16 protein-coding genes and 1 tRNA gene are annotated in these 20,167 nt (G+C 68.1%); 11 read left to right on the top strand and 6 right to left on the bottom strand.

What is annotated here, in order from left to right; translation table 11 throughout:
* The 3 genes from EU800_RS08910 (at position 1) to EU800_RS08900 (ending at position 2,881) form a co-directional block, all read left to right on the top strand.
* Positions 1–720, top strand: coding sequence for a trans-aconitate 2-methyltransferase (locus tag EU800_RS08910; protein WP_129630700.1), 720 nt, complete (start codon positions 1–3; stop codon positions 718–720).
* Between the two features lie 7 nt (positions 721–727).
* Positions 728–1,498, top strand: coding sequence for a squalene/phytoene synthase family protein (locus EU800_RS08905; protein ID WP_129630698.1), 771 nt, complete (start codon positions 728–730; stop codon positions 1,496–1,498).
* An 81-nt stretch (positions 1,499–1,579) separates the two neighbouring features.
* Complete coding sequence (locus EU800_RS08900; protein WP_371685603.1) at positions 1,580–2,881, top strand: DUF3422 family protein; 1,302 nt, start codon at positions 1,580–1,582, stop codon at positions 2,879–2,881.
* A gap of 57 nt (positions 2,882–2,938) precedes the next feature.
* On the opposite strand, the gene EU800_RS08895 is transcribed toward EU800_RS08900, so the two are convergent.
* The 3 genes from EU800_RS08895 to EU800_RS08885 all read right to left on the bottom strand — a co-directional run bounded on the left by EU800_RS08895 (position 2,939) and on the right by EU800_RS08885 (position 8,859).
* Positions 2,939–3,643, bottom strand: coding sequence for an outer membrane protein (locus EU800_RS08895; RefSeq protein WP_129630696.1), 705 nt, complete (start codon positions 3,641–3,643; stop codon positions 2,939–2,941).
* Positions 3,644–3,860: 217 nt separating this feature from the next.
* Positions 3,861–7,580 (bottom strand): efflux RND transporter permease subunit, encoded by a 3,720-nt coding sequence (locus EU800_RS08890; protein WP_129630694.1) that lies wholly within the window; start codon positions 7,578–7,580, stop codon positions 3,861–3,863.
* Positions 7,581–7,602: 22 nt separating this feature from the next.
* Entirely contained in the window at positions 7,603–8,859 is a 1,257-nt protein-coding gene (locus tag EU800_RS08885; protein WP_129630692.1) for an efflux RND transporter periplasmic adaptor subunit, read from the bottom strand.
* A 264-nt stretch (positions 8,860–9,123) separates the two neighbouring features.
* On the opposite strand from EU800_RS08885, the gene EU800_RS08880 reads away from it, so the two are divergent.
* From EU800_RS08880 to EU800_RS08870, 3 genes are all read left to right on the top strand, one after another.
* Positions 9,124–9,789, top strand: a complete 666-nt coding sequence (locus EU800_RS08880) for a hypothetical protein (RefSeq protein ID WP_129630690.1) — start codon at positions 9,124–9,126, stop codon at positions 9,787–9,789.
* A gap of 45 nt (positions 9,790–9,834) precedes the next feature.
* Positions 9,835–11,184, top strand: coding sequence for a PQQ-like beta-propeller repeat protein (locus EU800_RS08875; protein ID WP_242500448.1), 1,350 nt, complete (start codon positions 9,835–9,837; stop codon positions 11,182–11,184).
* Positions 11,185–11,287: 103 nt separating this feature from the next.
* Positions 11,288–12,709, top strand: coding sequence for a homospermidine synthase (locus EU800_RS08870; protein ID WP_129630688.1), 1,422 nt, complete (start codon positions 11,288–11,290; stop codon positions 12,707–12,709).
* A 230-nt stretch (positions 12,710–12,939) separates the two neighbouring features.
* Here the strand turns inward: EU800_RS08870 and araC are convergent, their stop codons facing one another.
* The gene (araC, locus tag EU800_RS08865) at positions 12,940–13,944 is read right to left on the bottom strand and encodes an arabinose operon transcriptional regulator AraC (RefSeq protein ID WP_129630686.1); all 1,005 of its coding nucleotides are present in this window, start codon (positions 13,942–13,944) and stop codon (positions 12,940–12,942) included.
* 183 nt (positions 13,945–14,127) lie between these two features.
* Here araC and EU800_RS08860 point away from each other — a divergent pair, with 183 nt between their 5' ends.
* Positions 14,128–15,756 carry a ribulokinase gene (locus EU800_RS08860; protein ID WP_129630684.1) on the top strand — a complete coding sequence of 543 codons (1,629 nt, stop codon included), beginning with the start codon at positions 14,128–14,130 and terminating at the stop codon, positions 15,754–15,756.
* Positions 15,757–16,017: 261 nt separating this feature from the next.
* Here the strand turns inward: EU800_RS08860 and EU800_RS08855 are convergent.
* Positions 16,018–16,094, bottom strand: a tRNA-Ile gene (locus tag EU800_RS08855).
* Between the two features lie 112 nt (positions 16,095–16,206).
* Here EU800_RS08855 and purM point away from each other — a divergent pair.
* The 3 genes from purM (at position 16,207) to rnd (ending at position 19,084) form a co-directional block, all read left to right on the top strand.
* Complete coding sequence (gene purM, locus EU800_RS08850; RefSeq protein WP_129630682.1) at positions 16,207–17,253, top strand: phosphoribosylformylglycinamidine cyclo-ligase; 1,047 nt, start codon at positions 16,207–16,209, stop codon at positions 17,251–17,253.
* Positions 17,250–17,843 carry a phosphoribosylglycinamide formyltransferase gene (gene purN, locus EU800_RS08845; protein WP_129630680.1) on the top strand — a complete coding sequence of 198 codons (594 nt, stop codon included), beginning with the start codon at positions 17,250–17,252 and terminating at the stop codon, positions 17,841–17,843. The genes purM and purN overlap by 4 nt, the downstream gene beginning before the upstream one ends.
* Positions 17,844–17,926: 83 nt before the next feature.
* Positions 17,927–19,084 (top strand): ribonuclease D, encoded by a 1,158-nt coding sequence (gene rnd / locus EU800_RS08840; protein WP_129630678.1) that lies wholly within the window; start codon positions 17,927–17,929, stop codon positions 19,082–19,084.
* Positions 19,085–19,103: 19 nt separating this feature from the next.
* Here the strand turns inward: rnd and EU800_RS08835 are convergent, their stop codons facing one another.
* Positions 19,104–19,583: a hypothetical protein gene (locus EU800_RS08835; RefSeq protein WP_129630676.1), complete on the bottom strand. Its 480-nt coding sequence runs from the start codon at positions 19,581–19,583 to the stop codon at positions 19,104–19,106.
* A gap of 146 nt (positions 19,584–19,729) precedes the next feature.
* On the opposite strand from EU800_RS08835, the gene EU800_RS08830 reads away from it, so the two are divergent.
* Positions 19,730–20,155, top strand: a complete 426-nt coding sequence (locus EU800_RS08830; protein WP_129630674.1) for a SufE family protein — start codon at positions 19,730–19,732, stop codon at positions 20,153–20,155.
* Positions 20,156–20,167: the final 12 nt, after the last annotated feature.

Raw genomic sequence — 20,167 nt, 5'->3', positions numbered from 1 at the left:
ATGGATTGGGACGCCTTCTTCACCCTTCACCGGGACCTGCCGCGGGAAGGGCCGGGGGGGCCGGAAGATGTGGCCTGGGCGCTCGCGACGGCCGGGACGCGCGGCGCGGTGCGGGTCTGCGACGCGGGCTGCGGGCCCGGCGCGGATACCGAGACACTGGCCGAGGCGCTGCCGGAGGCGGAGATCGAGGCGATCGAGCTGCACGCGCCCTTTGCCGCGGCCGCCGCTGCGCGCTGTGCGCGGTTCGGGCCGCGGGTGACCGCGCGGGCGGGCTCGATGGCGGAGCTCGAAGGGCCCTATGACCTCATCTGGTGTGCCGGCGCGCTCTATTTCCTCGGCGTGACCGAGGGGCTCACGGCCTGGCGGCCGGCCCTGGCGCCGGGCGGGCGGGTGGCCTTTTCCGAACCGGTTCTGCTCGGCGGGCCCGAGCCACAAGCGGTGCGTGATTTCTGGGAAGAGTATCCCGCGATCACAGACGAGGCCGGCATCCGGGAGCGGATTGCTGCGGCGGGCTACCGAATCCTTGGCACGCGGGTCATCACCGGCGCGGCCTGGGAGGCCTATTACGCGCCGATGGAGGCGCGGATCGCGGATCTGCGCGGCGGCGAGGTGACGCCGGCGCCGGAGGCGGCCTTGCGGGACGGCGAGCGGGAGATCGCCGCATGGCGCGCGGCGCCGGACAGGATCGCCTATCTGCTGGCGGTCGTGGCGCCGGAATGAGCCGCCGATGAGCATCGCGGATTGCGCAGCGATCACCGAAAAGGGGGATCCGGACCGTTTCCTGGCGACGATGACGGCGCCGGTGCCCGCCCGCGCTGCGCTCTTTCCGCTCTATGCCTTCAATGTCGAAGTCACCCGCGCGCCCTGGGTGAGCGCCGAGCCGATGATCTGCGAGATGCGGCTGCAATGGTGGCACGACGTTCTGGGCGAGATCGCGGCGGGCGCGCCGCTGCGGGCGCATGAGGTCGCCATTCCGCTGACCGAGCTGCTGCGGGACCGGGGATTGCCGGTCGAGCCGTTGCAGGCGCTGGTTGCCGCGCGGCGGTGGGACATCTACCGCGCGCCCTTCGAGACCACAGGGCAGTTCGACGCGTATATCGAGGCGACGTCGGCGGGGCTGATGTGGCTGGCGGCGCAGGCGCTCGGCGCGCCGGAGGAGTGCGAGGCGGCGATCCGCGCCGTCGGCTGGGCCGGCGGACTTGCCGGTTTCCTGCGCGCGGTTCCGGAACTCCGGGCGCGCGGGCGGCAGCCGCTTGTCGATGCCGAGCCTGCGGCGATCGGGGCGCTGGCGCAGGATGGGCTGGAGCGGCTTGCCCGGGCGCGTCGCGCCGGACTGCCGGCGAATCTGACCCCGGCGCTGCGCGCGGCCTGGCGGGCCGAACCGACGCTCCGGCGCGCTGCGACGGCGCCGGAACGCGTGCTCGCGGGTGAGTTGGAGGAGAGCGGCGTCGCGCGGCGGCTGAGGCTTCTGCGGATCAGCGTTACCGGGAGTTGGTAGCCGGGGCACGCTGCGCGCGCGATTTCCCGCACCGCGCGGATTTCCTTTTGCGACGATACCGATGACGGCGTATCTGGCCTCATGAACACCGATATCCCGAACGCCCTGGCCGACCACCCGCGCCGCTACGAGACCGCCAACGAACTGCATGCGCGGCCTTTCCCGTCGCTGACGGTGCCGTCGCATGCGCTGTTTCTGGCGCTGAAGGTGCCGAAGGACGCCGCCGCGCGCGACCGCGACCGCGACCGGGCGCACCTGATTTCCATGCTCGACCGGTTCGGCGCGCCGCATCCGAAGCCCGGCGCGACGCATTGGTTCGGCGAGATCGGCCTGCACAAGCTGAAATGGGAATGCCACACCGAGTTCACGACCTACACGCTGTTCATCGACGGGCTCGAGAAACGCCCGTTCGACCCGGCCGAATACGAGCTTCTGCCGCAGGACTGGCTTGCGGAGGCGCCGGGCATGCGGATGACCTCGGCGCTGATCCGGATCGAGACCCTGTCGGAGGGCGAAGATGCGCCGATGACGGAAAAGATCTCCGACTGGTTCGTGGCCGAAAGCATCGCCGCGTCCTGGGTTCTCGAGGAAGCGGCGATCGTGTCGGGAGATTTCCGGATCGACACGTCGGGGCATATCCGGATGGCAGTCTTCGTGCGGCCGGGAACCAGCAACCGCCGGATCGGGCGGATCGTCCAGCGCCTGACGGAGATCGAGATCTACAAGACGATGTCGCTGCTCGGCCTGCCGAGGGCGCGCGAGCTGAGTGAGCGGATGGGCGAGATCGACGGGCGGCTCACGCATCTGATGGGCGATCTCACCGGCGAGCGGCGTCCGTCCGAGGAAGCGCTTGATCAGCTTCTGGCGATCTCGGCCGAGCTTGAGACGCTGCTGGCGACCTCCGCTTTCCGGCTGAGCGCGACAGCAGCATACGAAGCGATCCTGCATGACCGGATCAGGGTTCTGCGCGAGGCGCGGTTCGGCGAGCGGCAGACCTTCGAAGAGTTCATGAGCCGGCGCTACGACCCGGCGATGCGGACGATCCGGTCGACGGAGGCGAGGCTGAAGGCGATGGCCGACCGGGCCGCGCGGGCAGGCGACCTCCTGCGGACACGGGTCGATGTCGAGCGGCAGGCGCAGAACCAGCGGCTGCTGGCAAGCATGGACCGGCGCGCCGATCTGGCGCTGCGCTTGCAGGAGACGGTCGAGGGGCTCTCGGTGGTCGCGATCAGCTACTACGCGGTGAGCCTTGCGGGCTACGCGGTCTACCCGGTGCTGGAGCCACTGGGGGTCTCCAAGGGGCTGGCGCTGTCGCTGCTCACGCCGGTCGTGGTGCTCCTTGTGTTCCTGATGGTCCGGCAGATCCGCAAGCGGATGCACTGAGCGCGCTCCGCAGACGCCCCTCGCGGAGGCTGCGCGCAGGCGCGATGTCTCAGGGTGTCAACGCCCGAAGCTGTAGTTCAGCCCGAGCGAGAAACTGTGGAAATCCGGTGTGACCTTGGTGGAGTACCCGCCGGCCCCCTCGAGTTCCTCGCTGCCAAAGTTCGAATACTGATACTCGCCGCGCAACGACCAGGTCTCGTTCAGCGCACGCTCGACGCCGACCCCGCCGATATAGCCGGTCCGGCTGAAGCTGTCGTCGATCTCGCCGCCGCCGGTGCGCGACAGCTCGTAGTCGAAACTGCCGAGCGTCGCACCGGCGAACCCGTAGAACAGCGTGTCGCTGCGCGCCTCCCAGCCGAGCTCGCCGCGCAGCGAGAGCGCGCCCGTGAGCTCGTTCGAGCCTTCGCCGGCATCGGTGTCGAAATCGGCCGAGATATTGCCCAGGCGCGCCGATGCCTCCACCCCGAGGAGCACCGTGTCGAGATCCCAGCGGTAGCCCACCTGGAGCGCGAACCCGGCGCCGCCAAGGCCGAGCTCGCCGATATCCTCGGTGCCCGCGATGCCGGGGCCCGAGATGCCGACCTCGTCGTTGCCTGGAGCGGCGAAACCGAGCGAGACACCGGCATGGGCGCCGATGAAACGGTCCACCATCAGCGGCGGTTCGCGGAAGGGGGCCACCGAGGCCGGGATGAGTTCGTCGGCCACCGCCTGGCCACAGAGAAGGGTAAGCACGCACGCGGTTGCGAAATGCGTCTGTGTCATGAGGGTGCCTGTCGTTTCGTCCTGCTCGGGCCCCGTTGTTTTTTTCTCGGGTGCCTCTCTCCGATCTAGGCCCTGCGAATCAACTCCCGCAAGCGTCCCGGAGGCGGCGGGGTGCGGGTGGGGCGGAGTGTTGCCGAAACCCCGCAGCACCGGACGAACCGCCCGCCGGGCGGAAATTTGGTTGGATTCTTCTGCCTTTGTGTCCGGCGCGACGCGCCTATTCGGCAGCACGGAGCGGCGAATGCGGCGGGGGAACGTCCTTCCCGGTCGGCTCCGGCCTGTCCGCGGCAGGCGGCGCTTCGATGCCTGCGGGCGCGGCCGCTTGCGCCGCAGGGGCGGCCGCCTGTTCGACCTCGGGATCGGGCACCCAGATCAGTTCCGGGTTGCGGGCGTGCCGGGCCGCGCGGTTGAGCGCGACGTCGCGCGCGACGCGCGAATTGCGGCCGAAGGTCAGCGCGCCCAGGGTGCGGACAGAGCGATAGGCGCCTTCCCAGAACCACACCCGCGCGGCAAGCATCGCCGGCGTCAGCACCAGGGTCAGGACGGTCGCGATGCCGAGGCCGAAGACGACGGCGGTGGCGAGCTGCTTCCACCAGAGCGCGGTCGGGCTGTCGAGCGTGTAGCCGCCGTTGAAGAAATCGAGACTGATCCCGAGCATCATCGGCGCGAGGCCGGCGATGGTGGTCGAGGTGGTGAGCAGCACAGGGCGCAGCCGCTGTTCCGCGGTGCGGATGATCGCCTCGATCTTCGGCATGTAGCCGGAGAATTCCTGATAGGTGTCGATCAGAACGATGTTGTTGTTCACCACGATGCCGGCGAGCGCGACGATGCCGGTGCCGGTCATGATGATCGAGAAGGTCTGGTCCATCACCAGCATGCCGATCAGCACGCCCGAGGTGGACAGCACCACGGCGAGCAGAACCAGGACGGAATTGTAGATCGAGTTAAACTGCGTCAGCAGGATGATGAACATCAGGCCCAGGGCGGCGCCGAAAGCCTTGGCGAGGAAGGCCTGGCTGTCCTGCTGCTCTTCTTCGTCGCCGGTCCATTGCCAGCCGATATCGGGGCCGAAGGGTTCTTCAGTCTCCATCCAGTCGGTCAGCAGCGCGATGCGTTCTGAGGCGGTGACTGGCACCTTGGTCAGGCCTTCGGCGCGGATGCGCTCCGCCGCGGGCCCCTCGGCCGCCGCGGCGGTGACGGTCTCGACGGCGTCGCCATCGGCATTGACGAGGGCGACGAGACCCGAGGCAACGTCGGCCTTCAGGTCGTAATAGCGCGCGCTGTCGACCCGGTCGATCCGCGCGACCTTGGGAACCGGCTTGCGGGTGACAAAGTTGGAGAGCGGCACCAACCCGTCGGCGGTGCGCACCTTGAGGCTGTCGAGGGTGGACAGCAGCCGATCCTCCTCGGGCAGCCGCACGCGGATGTCGATTTCCTCGTCGGAACTGTCGACCCGCATCGTGTCGAGCAGGATCCCGCGGGTGACGAGTTGCACCATGGCGCCGACGGTGGACACATTGGCGCCGTAGCGGCCGGCCTTCTCCACGTCGACGTTGATCTGCCAGTCGATGCCGGGCAGGGGCAGCGTGTCCTCGATATCGGTCAGCCCCGGAACCGAGGCGAATTTGGCCCGCGCCGTTTCGACCGCGGCGCGCAGGCTCTCCCAGTCGTCGCCGGTGAGCCGCAGATGCACCGGCTTGCCCGAACCCGGGCCCATCGCGAGGTCGAGCGTCTCGACATAGATGCCGGGAATATTCGCGGTCTTCTCCTGCAGCCGTTCCAGCACGAGATCGCCGTCGAGCTCGGGTCGGTCCTTGCGGTTCTCCCAGCGGATCAGTTCGATCTGCACCTGGCCGATGGTGTCGCGCGGGCTCTGTGCGCCACCGGTATTGGCGTTGAGCCCTCCCTCACCGGCAAAGGAGAACACCGACTCGACGCCCGGTTCGGCACGTGCGACCTCCTCGACCTGGCGGACGAGCGCGTCCTTCTCCTCGACCGAGAGGTTGCCGCGGGCGCGGACATACATGATCGCCTGTTCCGGCTCGTTCTCGACGAAGAATTCGGTACCGTTGTTGTGTTCGCCGAAATAGCCGAAGGTCGCGACGACGAAAAAGCCGACCGCGCCGATCGTCACCAGCGGCATGATCGGGTTGGCGACCAGGAACTTGATGAAATGGCCGAAAGCTGTCCTCTGGTAGCCCGCCTTCACGCGCTTCCTGCGCCAGTGCGGCTTGGCGGCGTCGGCGGTGATCGAAGTGGCGAAGGCGCCGAAGAAGAGCACGAAGACGCCGAAGCCACGGCCGGCCATCGTCGGGGTGCCGGGGGGCAGGATGTAGCTCGGGTTCAGAACCTGCATGGCGCCGAGGAAGATCAGGTAGAGCGACGGCAGCACGAGGGCCGCCTTGACCACCCAGGGCAGGCGGTTCAGCGCCTCTGCGATATGGTGGAAATGCCGCGCGAGGCGGCCCGTAATTCCGCCGATGACCGGCAGGAAAACCAGCGCCACGACCAGCGAGGCCGAGAGTACGAAGATCAGCGTGATCGGCAGCATCTTCATGAACTCGCCGGAGACCCCCGGCCAGAACAGCATCGGAAGGAAGGCGCAGAGCGTGGTCGCGGTCGAGGAGACGATCGGCCAGAACATCCGCTTGGCCGCCTCGACATAGGCATGCATCGGCCCGGTGCCCTGCTGGATGCGCTTGTCGGCATATTCGACCACGACGATGGCGCCGTCGACCAGCATGCCGACGGCGAGGATCAGGCCGAACATGACCATGTTGGAGATCGTCACCTCCATCGCCGCGAGGAAGCCGAAGCAGAGCAGGAAGGAGGTCGGGATGGCGAAGCCGACGAGCAGTGACGGGCGCGGGCCGAGCGCTGCGAGGACGACGATCATCACGAGGCCGATCGCGGTCAGCACCGAGCCCTCGAGCTGGCGCACCATGCTCTCGACCTGAACCGACTGGTCGTTCGAGGTGCCGACGACGATGGCGTCCTGCAGCTCGGGCGGCCATTTGGCGCGCTCCACCTGGATCGTTTCACGCACCAGCGCGGCGGTGTCGATGATGTTGTAGCCCTTGCGCTTCACCACCTGAAGCGCCACCGTCGTCTCGCCGTTGAACCGCGCCGTGCCGACCTGATCCTCGAAGGTGAGAGAAATACTTGCGAGATCGCCCAGCGTGATGACGGAATCCCCGTTCACCTTCACCGGCAGCCCGTAGATGTCGGAAGTGGATTCGAAGGAGGAGGGGATCTTGACCGAGAAGGCCCCGGACGCGCGATCGATCTCGCCCGCGGCGATCAGCTGGTTGTTGTTGACCACGGCGCTGATGAGTTCGCTGGCGGTGACGTTGTAGGCTTCGAGCTTCAACGGGTCGATGACCACCTCGACCATCTCGTCACGATGGCCGGTCAGCGCGGCCTCCAGCACCGGCTCGAGCGATTCAAGCTTGTCCTGGAGGTCCTTGGCGACGCGCAGCAGGGTCCGTTCGGGCAGCGCGCCGGTCAGGTTGACGATGATGATCGGGAATTCGGAGAAGTTGAACTCCTCCACCGTGTAGTTCTCGGCCCCTTCGGGGAAACTCGCCTCGGCCTTGTTCATCGCTGCGCGCACATCGGCGAGCGTGGCCGACTTGTCCCAGCCGAAATCGAACTCCATCACCAGGTTGGCATAACCCTCGACGGCGGTTCCGGTCATCCGGTCCAGCCCGTCGAGATCGGCCATCTCGGTTTCCATCGGCTTCACGAGCAGCTTCTCGGCATCCTCGGCCGAGATGCCGGGGAAGGGGACCGAGATGAAGACGGCCGGGATCTCGATATCCGGCTCGCCCTCCTTGGGCAGGCCGATATAGGTCTGCGCGCCGACGACCAGCGCCAGCAGGATGATGCCCACTGCCATGCGGGTGTGGTGGGAGGCCCAGTCGACGATGCCCGTCATGGGCCCTCTCCCCCGGCGCGTGTCATTGACCGAGCTCCGTTCCGCGGAAGGTGAGATCGATGGGCACGCCTTCGGTCACGTATTCCTGCCCCACGACGATCACGTCCGCCGTCGCCGGCAGGCCGGCGACATAGACGCCGTCGGGCGTATCGCGCAGGAACTGCACCGGCCGGAAGGCCGCGACGGGGCCGTCATCGCCCGGGACGGCCACGCGCACGCCGAGTGCGCCGTGATCGTCGAGCGTCAGGGACGAGCCGGGCAGCAGATGCGCCATCTGGCCCGCCGCCTCGATGGCGATTTCCACGGTCTGGCCGTCGCGGATCGAGAGATCCCGGTTGGGTACCTCGACCTCGACGCGGAAGGTGCGGGTCAGCGGGTCGGCCGACCGGGCGAGAAAGGTGACCTCGCCGAGCAGTTCCCGGCCGCTCACCAGCCTTGCGCCGGCCCGCGCGCCGAGCCGGACCTTCTCGACCTGGGTCTCCGGCACGAAGCCCACGAGCTTCATCGGGTCGAGCTGGATCACCGTGGCGCAGACCGATCCCGGCTGCATCAACGCGCCGAGTTCGGCTGTATCGGTCTCCAGGATTCCAGCGAATGGCGCCTCCATGGTGATCCGGTCGAGTTCCTTCTGCGCCAGCGCCACGGCCGCCTCGGCGGCCTCGACGGCGGAGCGCGCGGATTCCAGGCCCGACCGGGCCGATTCGACATTGGCGAGCGCCGAGGAGACGCCGGCCCTGGTCGAGGCAAGCTTGGTCTCGGAGGCAAAGCCCCGCTCGATCAGCTTGGCGGAGGCGCGGTTGTTGATCTCCGCTTCGTCCAGAAGGGCCTCGGCCTCGCGCACCCGCGCCTCGGACACCGGAAGCCCGGCCTTCGCCGAGGCCAGCTTCGCCCGCGCTTCGGCAAGTGAGGCCTCGCGTGTGCCGGTGTCGATGGCGCAGAGCAGCTGGCCGGTCTCGACCATGGTTCCCTTGCGCAGCGGCGCGGAGGTGATGGGCCCCGAGGTCTCGGCCTTCACCGTCACCTGCCGCGCGGCCTCGGTCCGGCCGCGGAGAACCACCGCACTGTCGATCTCATGCGCCACCGAGCTTTCGACCACGACGGAGACGCGCTTCGTCGCGTCCTCCGCCACCGCGCTGGCCATGTCCTCGATCGCTTCGGTCTCCTGTGCTGCCGGCCCGTCCGTCACACCCGCAAAGCGGAACACCGCTTCCCGTTCCATGATGAACATGTACACGATTGCCGCCACGATCGCGGCAATCAGGAAGGAAAACCACTTCATTTGCCCGGGCCTTTCGGGAACCTGTGCGCAGGCGCGTTCGGGGGAACACATGTATCCAAAGCGCTACGATGGCAAGAGCGGAGGCTCGGAATCGGGCCGGGATGCCCCGATATGGTGGATTTCCCTACCCGTAACGACGCGCCTGGCGGAAACCGCAGCGGGTCTTGGCATTTGCAAGGCCTTCGGGGTAAGAGGGGGCGGTTTCGGCAGGGTTCCCGGCATTGCGGGGGTGGCCGATGGAATTTAAGGCACGGGCGGGGACCTATGAGCGAGTCCGACAGTTTTATCGACGAGGTGAACGAGGAGGTTCGCCGCGAGAGGCTTTTCCGGACCTTCCGCAAATACGGCTGGATCGCGATCCTGGCGGTGGTGCTGATCGTCGCCGGGGCGAGCTGGAACGAATACCGCAAGGCGCGGGAAACGGCCGCGGCGCAGGCGCTCGGCGACGATATCATGTCGGCGCTGCAGCTCCCCGGGCCGCTGGTCCGGGTCGATGCGCTGAAGGAGCTTCCTGTCTCGGGCGACATGGCCGGCGTGATCGCGCTGCTTGCATCGGCCGAGCAGCTCGCCGCCGAAGAGCCCGAGGCCGCTGTGGCGACGCTCGAGCCGCTGGCCGCGCGCACCGACCTGCCCGCCGCCTACACCGATCTTGCCGCGTTCAAGATGGTCCTGATCGGCGGCGACGCGGTCTCGCCCGACCTGCGCGCGCAGCTTCTCGAACGGCTGGCCACGCCCGGCGCGCCCTACCGGCCGCTGGCGCTGGAACAGCAGGTACTGGACCTCGCCGCGGCGGGTGACACCGAGGCTGCGATCGCGGCGGCGCAGGCGCTGCTGCAGGAACCGCAACTGACCCAGGGCCTGCTTCAGCGTGTCTCTCAATTGCTGTTGGCGCTCGGCGCCGATATCGGGGATGCTGCGGGTCAGGGCTGAGGCCAGGGCACTGGGCGCATTTGCAAGGTGACGGGAGAACATGCGGTGAAGGCACGGGTATCTGCGGCGGGATGGGCGATGATCGCCCTGATGCTGGCCGGCTGCGGCGGTGATCCGCCGCTTCCCGGCGAACGCTTTGATGTGCGCACGCCGCTGGAAGTGATCGAGGCCGGAGACGTCAGCCCGGTAGAAGTCGGGATACCGCCAGTCGGAGCGCCGGTGGCGGGCGACGTCGCCTTTGGCGCCTCGGCCCAGGTCAACCATTCCGAATGGACCCATCGCGGCGGCAGCGCCACGCACCGTATCCAGCACCCGGCGCTCGGCGCCAATCTGACGCCGGTCTGGTCGACCTCGATCGGCAGCGGCGACAGCCGCAAGGCGCATATCACGGCCGACCCGGTGGTGGGCGCCGGGCGCATCTTCACGCTCGATTCCCGCAGCCAGGTCATGGCCCATTCGCTGGGCGGCGCGACGCAGTGGTCGCGCGACCTGACGCCGGCCTCCGACAATAACAGCGACGGTTCGGGCGGCGGTCTGGCATATGGCGATGGCCGGCTCTTCGTCACCACCGGGTTCGGCCGTCTCCATGCGCTCGACCCGGCAACCGGACAGACGCTCTGGGTCCAGGGCTTCGACGCGCCGGTCGCCGGCGCGCCGACGGTGCGGGACGGCATGGTCTATGTCGCCAGCCGCGACAACCGCGCCTTCGCCGTGCGGGCCGATAACGGCCGGCTGGCCTGGGATCTTCCCGCCGTACCGTCGCCCACGGCGACTGTGAATGGCGCCGGGCCGGCAGTCGATTCCCGCCTCGCGATCTTCCCCTTCGGCTCGGCCGAACTCGTCGGCGCCCAGAGGGATGGCCAGCGCAGCTGGGCGACCACGCTCGCCGGGCGTCGCCGCGGCCGCGCCTATTCGCTGATCTCCGACATCTCCTCTGATCCGGTGATCGTCGGCGACAGGGTCTATGTCGGCTCGCCCTCCGGCCGGATCGCCGCGCTCGACCTGGCAACCGGCGGGCGCATCTGGACCGCCACCGAGGGCGCGATGAGCCCGGTCTGGGTCGATGGCGGATCGGTTTTCGCGGTGACCGACCTGGAGCAGCTGGTCCGGCTCAACGCCTCGACCGGCGAGGTGATCTGGGCGGTGGACCTGCCGGGCTTCAAGTCGCAGCGGCCGCGCCGTTATCGCGACGTCTACGCCCATTACGGCCCCGTCCTTGCCGGCAACCGGCTGATCGTGGCCTCGGATGACGGCTATATCCGCAGCTTCAATCCGCGCGATGGAAGCCTGATTTCGGCCGTGGAGATCCCCGGAGGCGCGACGACCAACCCCGTGGTGGTGAATCGCACGCTCTATCTGGTGACGACGAAGGGCCAACTGGTCGCCTATCGCTGAGCGGGGACGACCGCGCCCCGGCAAGGGGGAAGGGCCGCCTCCGGTGCCCCGGCAGAGGCGCGTCCAATGCCAGCAGGCGCAGACAAACCAATAGGAGACGCAGATGGAACGGGAATACCCGAATTACGGCCGCATTGACGGGCCGATCGTCCTCATCGGCTTCGGCTCCATCGGCAAGGGCACGCTGCCGCTGATCGAGCGCCATTTCGACTATGACGCCGCGAAGCTCACGATCATCGAGCCCGACCCGACGAAGGCCGGCTTCCTGCGTCAGCACAATCTCAACCACCTGCAGGTGGAGCTGACGAAGGAGACCTACCGCGAGGTCCTGGGCACGCTCTTTGCCGAGGGGCGCGGCTTTTGCGTCAACCTCTCTGTCGACACGTCCTCGCTCGACATCATGAAATTCATGCGCGAGCTCGGCGTGCTCTATATCGACACCGTGGTCGAGCCCTGGGCGGGGTATTACTTCGGCACCACCGACAACGCCGCCCGCACCAACTATGCGTTGCGCCAGGTGGTGCGGGACGAGAAGGCGCGAAACCCGGGCGGGACGACGGCCGTCAGCTGCTGCGGCGCGAACCCTGGCATGGTCAGCTGGTTCGTCAAGGAGGCGCTGATGACGCTTGCGGGCGATCTCGGGCGCGATGTTCCGATGCCCACCGATCGCGCGGGCTGGGCCGGGCTCATGCAGTCCCTTGGCGTCAAGGGCGTGCATATCGCCGAGCGGGACACGCAGGCACGCCGGGTGCCGCGGGCGCGTGGCCTTTTCGTCAATACCTGGTCGGTCGAGGGCTTCATCTCGGAGGGGTTCCAGCCGGCCGAGCTTGGCTGGGGCACGCATGAGACCTGGTTTCCGGAGAACGGCCACAGGCACGAGACGGGCTGCCAGGCGGCGATCTGGCTCGAACGGCCGGGCGCGATCACCCGGGTGCACAGCTGGTGCCCGACGCCGGGGCCGCAATTCGGCTTCCTCGTGACCCATAACGAGGCGATCTCGATCGCTGACTATTATACGGTCGGCGACGCCGCCGCGCCGGAGTTCCGCCCGACCTGCCACTATGCCTATCACCCCTGCGACGATGCGGTGCTGAGCCTGCACGAGATGTTCGGCTCGGGCCGCCAGCAGGAGCGGCACCACATCCTCGCCGAGGACGAGATCGTCGAGGGCATCGACGAGTTGGGCGTGCTTCTCTACGGCCACGCGAAGAATGCGCTCTGGTACGGCTCGCGGCTTTCCAACGAGGAGGCGCGCGAACTTGCGCCCTACCAGAACGCGACCGGGCTACAGGTTACCTCGGCGGTGCTGGCGGGGATGGTCTGGGCGCTGGAGAACCCCGAGGCCGGGATCGTCGAGACCGACGAGATGGACCATGTCCGCTGCCTCGAGGTGCAGCGCCCCTATCTCGGCCCGGTGGAGGCGCATTACACCGACTGGACACCGCTCCAGGACCGCTGGGCGCAGTTTCCCGAAGACATCGACGAGAGCGATCCCTGGCTGTTCCGGAACGTGCTGGCGAGCTGAGGCCGATACGAGCTTCGGTAGTCGAAGACCTTCTTGCCGAGAGCAGGTGCGAAGCAGCGGCCGTCAGGCCGCCGCGCCATCGTCGGGCCGCCCCCACGACCCCGCGATACCTCGCCGTCAGCGCATCGCGACGAGCTTTTTCGGAGTCCTCACCATAAACCGCCCCGACCCACCGCCGGATCGCCGCGCCGCGGCCCGTCGATGGCGCGGCTCCGCACTCGGAAGCCGCCTCACTCCCCCGGCAGGTCCAGTGACCGGACCACGGCCGCGCGGGTCTTCTCGCCGTCGGGTAGAACGTCGCCGTGCCGGTCCCGGAACCGCCGCGGGCTCATGTCCGTGTGCCGGCGGAAGACGCGCGAGAAATAGAGCGCGTCGTCATAGCCCACCATCTGCGAGATCGACTTGATCGGCATGTTGGTGATCCTGAGGAGCTGCATGGCAAACTGCACCCGCTGCGCGTCGCGCCATTGCACCACGCCGGTGCCCATGTATTTCCGGAAGAGATGCGACAGCCGCGACGGCGAGAGGCAGACATGCTCGGCCACTTCCTGCACGCCCATCGGCTTGGCGAGGTTCTGCGAGATCAGCGTGCAGGCCGCCAGCACCCGCTCGTCCACCACCACCGGCGAGTTCCGCGCGTCCCTGTCCTGCCGGGCGCAGGAGAGCAGGATGTGCTCGAGCCGGTTGAAGGCGAGGTCGAGCGACAGCGCGTCGGCCCGCTGCGACCAGGTGTCGACCTCGACGAAGAGCCGGAACAGCTCGCTGAACTTGGCCTCGTCACGGTGGCGCAGCACATGCACCCCGTCGATCTTCTGGTTCCAGTCCAGCCAGGGTTTCCAGAAAGCCCGCGGCTGGAAGTAGATCCAGCGGTGCCACCATTTCGAGGCTTCTTCGGCACGGCCGTAGTAATGCGGCACGCCGGGCGGGAAGAGCAGCAAGTCGCCGGGCGAGACGGTGAAGCCATGCGCCCCCTCGAAGACCTGGCCCGTGCCCTCGACCGTCAGGTTGACGATCCAGCCGCGCATACCGTTCGGCCGGTCGATGAAAAAGTCCAGCGGCCCGTCCTTCTCGATCGGCGTGATCCCGGCAACGAGGCGCACGTCGAACCGGAAGCCCGGGAACAGCGAGGCCATCCGGGTATCGTCCGGCGAGGGCGTCTCGCCGTGGTTGAGCCTGGAAATGAGACGCTGGACCTGCGGGTCCTGTGAGGGATCGAGCGAAGTGGAATTGTCCATGTCTGTAGCGGGATGAGATATTGAGGTCGCGCGGTACGATTTTTAATCTACACCCTGACGACGGGGATTGGAAGGAAACCCCGTCCGGGAGGTCAAGTAGAATTGTCCATGCAAATGGGGTCCGTCGGCGACGACCGGCTCCGTTGGAGTGGGGCATTCTCGCGCAGCGGAGGAGATTCAGCGATGCAGGCGACCAGCAACACCCACGTGCTCGGTCTCGATTTCGGTTCCGATTCGGTGCGCGCCGTCGTCGTGCGCGCTACCGACGGTGCGGAGATTGCTTCGGGCGTGGCCGAGTATCCCCGCTGGATGGAAGGGCGCTTCTGCAACCCGGCGCGTCAGCAGTATCGCCAGCACCCCGCCGACTACATGGAGGCGATGGTCGCCGCCGTGCGCGACGCGATCGCCGGTTGTGACGGCACGCCCGAGATCGTCGGGATCGGCGTCGACACGACCGGCTCCTCGCCGCTTCCGGTGGCCGATGACGGCGCCGCCCTGGCGCTGAAGGAGGGGTTCACCACCGATCCGGACGCGATGTGCATCCTCTGGAAGGACCACACCTCGACCCGCGAGGCCGAGGAGATCAACGCGCTCTGCGCCGAGGAAGGGGTCACCGACTATATCCGCTATGTCGGCGGGATCTATTCCTCCGAATGGTACTGGGCAAAGATCCTGAATGTCGGCCGGAGCAACTCCAAGGTCTTCCGTGCCGCCGCCAACTGGGTCGAGCTCTGCGACTACATCCCCGCGCTGCTGACCGGTGTCGACAGCGCCTCGAAGGTCGTCCGCTCCCGCTGCGCGGCCGGTCACAAGGCGCTCTGGCATCCAGATTGGGGCGGCTTGCCCGATCGCGACTGGCTCACACGGCTCGACCCTGTGCTCGGCAACTTGACGACGCCGCTCTTCACCGAGACCCGCACCTCAGACCAGGTCGCAGGCATGCTGACACCGGAATGGGCCGGCCGTTTCGGCATCCCGAGCGGCATCCCCGTCGCCGTCGGCGCCTTCGACTGCCACATGGGCGCGGTCGGCGCCGGCATCGAGCCCTATTCGCTGGTGCGCGTCATGGGCACCTCGACCTGCGACATCCTCGTGGCGCCACCCGAGGAGGTCGGCGACACGCTGGTCCACGGCATCTGCGGCCAGGTGCCGGGCAGCGTCATGCCGGGCCAGATCGGGTTCGAGGCCGGGCAGTCCTCCTTCGGCGACGTCTTCGCCTGGTTCGAGAGCCTGCTCTCCTGGGGCCGCTCCGAGCGCGGCAGCAAGGGCTCGCTCTTGCCGGCGCTCGAGAAGGAGGCTGCCGCGCTGCCGCCGGGTGCGTTCGGCGAGCGCGCGCTCGACTGGCTCAACGGCCGGCGCACGCCGGATGCCGACCAGACGGTGCGGGCGATGATCGGCGGGCTGCACCTCGGCTCCACCGCGCCCTCGGTCTATCGGGCGCTGGTCGAGGCCACGGCCTTCGGCTCCCGCGCCATTGTCGAGCGTTTCGAGAGCGAGGGCATCCCGGTCAAGAAGATCGTCGCCATCGGCGGCATCGCCCGCAAGTCGGACCTCATCAGCCAAGTCTGCGCCGACGTGATGAATCGCGAGATCCATGTCGTGGAATCCGACCAGGCCTGCGCCCGCGGCGCGGCGATCTTCGCGGCGACGGCGGCCGGCGCGCATGACGGCATCGAGGCGGCCAAGGCGGCGATGCTGAGCCCGATCGAGAAGACCTTCACGCCGAACGCCGAGGCCCATGCGGCCTACGAGGCGATCTATGCCGACTACCAGGCGCTCGGCGCGTTCGCGAATGCGAATCTGAAGGGGTAGGCGAGTCAACGAGCTCGGTGCCACGGCGCGAAGCTGCGGCCGCAGGCCGCCGCGCCGTCGCCGGGCCGCCCCCACGGCCCGGCGATACGGTGGAACCAGCGCATCGTCCTAATCTTATTCGGAATCCTCGCAATAAAGCGCGTCGGCCCACCGTCGGACCGCCACGCCGCGGCCCGGCAACGGCGCGGCTCCGCACCCAGTCGAGGCCGATTTCCCGCCATTCAGCGAACGGAACAACCGGTGATTGTCTGAGCAGGGGATTGGTAGGCCCGGCAGGACTTGAACCCGCAACCAAAGCGTTATGAGCGCTCTGCTCTAACCAATTGAGCTACAGGCCCCTCGGCCCATGTGAATAGGAGCGCGGCGGGGCGGGGTCAAGCGCCGGTCGGCACCTGCGTGGACCTTCCCCGCGGCTTGCGCTATGCGGGGCCAAAATCAGCGGGAGTCGCCATGGCGGAGCGGAAGAACGGCCTCACCTATGCCCAGGCGGGCGTGGATATCGATGCGGGCAACGCGCTCGTCGAGCGGATCAAGCCGGCGGCGAAATCAACCGACCGGGCGGGCGTCATGGCCGGGCTCGGCGGCTTCGGAGGGCTCTTCGACCTGAAGGCGGCGGGCTATGTGGATCCGGTGCTGGTGGCCGCGACCGACGGCGTCGGCACCAAGCTCAAGATTGCCATCGACACAGGCTTCGTCTCCGGCGTCGGCATCGACCTCGTCGCCATGTGCGTCAACGACCTCGTCTGCCAGGGCGCCGAACCTCTCTTCTTCCTCGACTATTTCGCCTGCGGCGCGCTCGACGTGGAGCGCGCGGCGCAGGTGGTCGAGGGCATCGCCGAAGGCTGTCGGCAGTCCGGTTCGGCGCTGATCGGCGGCGAGACGGCGGAGATGCCGGGCATGTATGCGGCGGAGGATTTCGACCTCGCGGGCTTCTCGGTCGGCGCGATGGAGCGCGGCGCGGCGCTTCCGGCAGGAGTGGCCGAGGGCGACGTGCTGCTGGGGCTCGCCTCGAGCGGCGTCCATTCCAACGGCTATTCGCTGGTCCGCAGGATCGTCGAACGCGAAGGGCTCGCCTGGGACGCGCCCGCGCCCTTCGCCGACGGTCCGCTCGGCGCGGCGCTTCTCGCGCCGACCCGGATCTATGTCCGCCCGGCGCTTGCCGCGATCCGGGCCGGCGGGGTGCACGGGCTGGCGCATATCACCGGCGGCGGGCTGACCGAGAACCTGCCGAGGGTTCTGCCCGAGGGGCTGGGCACCGCGGTCGACCTCTCGTCCTGGACGCTGCCGCCGGTCTTCCGCTGGCTGGCGGAGGCGGGCGGGCTGGAGCGTGCCGAGCTACTCAAGACCTTCAATGCCGGCATCGGCATGGTGCTCGTCGTGGAGCCCTCTCGCGCCGATGCGCTGGCGGCGCTTCTGGCGGAGGAAGGCGAGACGGTGCACCGGATCGGGACAGTGGTGCCCGGCGCGGGCGTCTCCTATAGCGGGGCGCTCTCTTGAGGCGCGTCGCCATTCTTATTTCCGGCAGCGGTTCCAACATGCTGGCGCTGCTCGACTCGATGGAAGAGCCGGGCCACCCGGCCATGCCCTGCCTTGTTGCCTCGAATGACCCGGAGGCCGTCGGTCTGGCCAAGGCGGCGGCCCGCGGCGTGCCCACGGCCGCGCTGAGCCATCGCCCCTTCGGCAAGGACCGCCCGGCCTTCGAGGCAGCGCTGCAGGACATCATCCTGGGCCACGGCGCCGACATGATCTGCCTCGCCGGTTTCATGCGGGTGCTGACCGCGGGCTTCGTCGGCCAATGGCAGGGGCGGATGCTCAACATCCACCCCTCGCTGCTGCCGAAATATCGCGGCCTGCACACCCATGCCCGGGCGCTCGAGGCGGGCGATACCGAGCATGGCTGCACCGTCCACGAGGTCACGCCCGAACTCGACGACGGCCCGATCCTCGGCCAGGCCCGTGTGCCCGTCGAGCCCGGCGACACGCCCGAGAGCCTCGCCGCCCGCGTGCTCACCATGGAGCACAGGCTCTACCCGGCGGTTCTGCGGCGATACGCGGCGGGAGACCGGCGGCCGGTCTGGTTGCCCTGAGCTTTCAAACCGCGCTCGAAGCGGCTATGAGACCGGAACGGGCAGTCAGGCCATCCGGGCCAAGCAGAACAAGAGACGATTGCATGCGGACATTGACGACGACCGAGGATCTCGCGGCCTTCTGCGAGGCGGCGATGGCCGGATCCTACGTGACGCTGGACACCGAGTTTCTCCGCGAGCGGACCTATTACAGCAAGCTCTGCCTGATCCAGGCCGCGCTGCCGGGCGACGGCGAGGCGGTGCTGATCGACCCGATCGAGGCGGGCGAGGCGCTGTCACTGGAACCGCTCTATGCGCTCTTCCGCGATACCTCCGTGGTCAAGGTCTTCCACGCCGCCCGGCAGGATCTGGAGATCTTCTTCCATGATGCCGGCGTCTTCCCCGAGCCGCTCTTCGACACCCAGGTCGCGGCGATGGTCTGCGGCTTCGGCGAGCAGGTCGGATACGAGACACTGGTGCGCAAGATCGCGCGCGGCACGGTCGACAAGACCTCGCGCTTCACCGACTGGTCGCGCCGGCCGCTCTCTGACGCTCAGAAGAGCTATGCGCTGGCCGATGTCACCCATCTTCGGGTGATCTACGAATATCTTGCGGCGGAGCTCGAAAAGACCGGCAGAACCCACTGGCTGGCCGAGGAGCTGTCGGTCCTGACCCACCCGGAGACTTACATCGTTTCGCCCGACGAGGCCTGGCGTCGGGTCAAGACGCGCACCAACTCTGGCCGCTTCCTCGCCATCGTGCGGGAACTGGCGCGGTTCCGCGAGGTCCATGCGCAGGAGCGCAATATCCCGCGCAACCGGGTGTTCAAGGACGACGCGATGCTCGAACTCGCCTCGACCAAGCCGAAGAGCGTCCAGGATCTCGGCAAGTCGCGGCTCTTGCTGCGCGAGGCGCGCAAGGGGCCGGTTGCCGATGGCATCCTGGCGGCGATCGAAGCCGGGTTGGAGACCGATCCGGCCGATTTCCCGGAGCCCGACATGTCGCGCGACGCCATGCAGGTGAACCCGGCACTGGCGGATTTGTTGCGGGTGCTTCTGAAGGCCAAGTCCGAGACGTCCTCGGTGGCGCAGAAGCTGATCGCGACCTCGGCCGATCTCGACATGATCGCTGCGGGGCGTCGAGACGTGCCGGCGCTGAAGGGCTGGCGTCAGGAAGTCTTCGGGGCGGACGCGCTGCGGCTCTGCGAGGGCAAGGTGGCGCTGGCGGCACAGGGATCGAGCGTGCGGGTGATCGAGCTCTGAGGCCCGGAAACCCGTCGGCTCAGCGGTTCGATGTCCGCTGGTTGTTCTGGCCGATGACGGTGATCCGGCGCACCCCGGCCAGCGTCTGGTTGGACAGGTAGATGCCCGCACTGACCTCGCGCGACGCCTCGTTGATGACATTCTGCGGCTTGGCGGGGGGCAGGATGCGGAATTCCAGCTCGATCACCCCGTCCTTCGCGGCGATCCTTCCCGCCTCCGACTCGTAGCGCGAGACCAGGCCGGCGGCCCACCAGCCCTGCGTGGGCGGCAGCCCCACAGCGGTCACCACCGCACCCTCGGGCACCCGGTCGACCTGCATCGAGACGACCTGGCTCACCAGCGGGCGCGGGTCGACATCGGACGGGAAGCCGCCGCGCGGCGCCAGGCTCGCCTCCGAGCGGCTGCCGCCGAACCAACTCCAGTTGACCGGATTGTAGCGGGACGAGCAGCCGGCCAGGACCAGGACCGCCAGGCTGATGGCAACGATTTGTGTTTTCATGGTTTGTCCTCGCCAACCCGCTGTCTCGGCCTACGGCTTAGCGAAAAGCAAGAGGCTTGAAAAGCCTGCGCGGGGCCGGCCGGGAGCAGGCTGGACGAATGGCCGGCCCCGCCCTAGAACGAGGGGCCAGCAAGGGAGTGACCGCCATGGCGCAGGATGCCTTCGAGGAAATCGTCGAAACCTTCGACTTCCTGGACGACTGGGAGGAGCGCTACCGGCATGTGATCGACCTCGGCAAGGCGATGCAGCCGCTGGAGGAGTCGCTGCGGGTTCCGGCGACCCGGGTCGAGGGCTGCGCCAGCCAGGTCTGGCTGGTGCCGGAGATCGACGGGCAGGGGGCCGACGCGCTCTTCACCTTCCGCGGCGACAGCGACGCGATGATCGTCCGCGGGTTAATCGCGATCCTGAGGGCGCTCTATTCGGGATTGTCGGTGGCCGATGTCCTGAAGGTCGATGCCCCGGCCGAACTCGCGCGGCTGGGGCTCGACGAACATCTGTCCTCTCAGCGCTCCAACGGGCTCCGGGCGATGGTGGAACGGGTCCGGCTCCTGTCGGAAAAGGCTATAGGCTGAGAAAGCAGGTGC

The sequence above is a fragment of the Tropicimonas sp. IMCC6043 genome (assembly GCF_004146235.1).
Classification (GTDB): domain Bacteria; phylum Pseudomonadota; class Alphaproteobacteria; order Rhodobacterales; family Rhodobacteraceae; genus Tropicimonas.
This window is presented reverse-complemented; position numbering and strand designations above follow the sequence as displayed.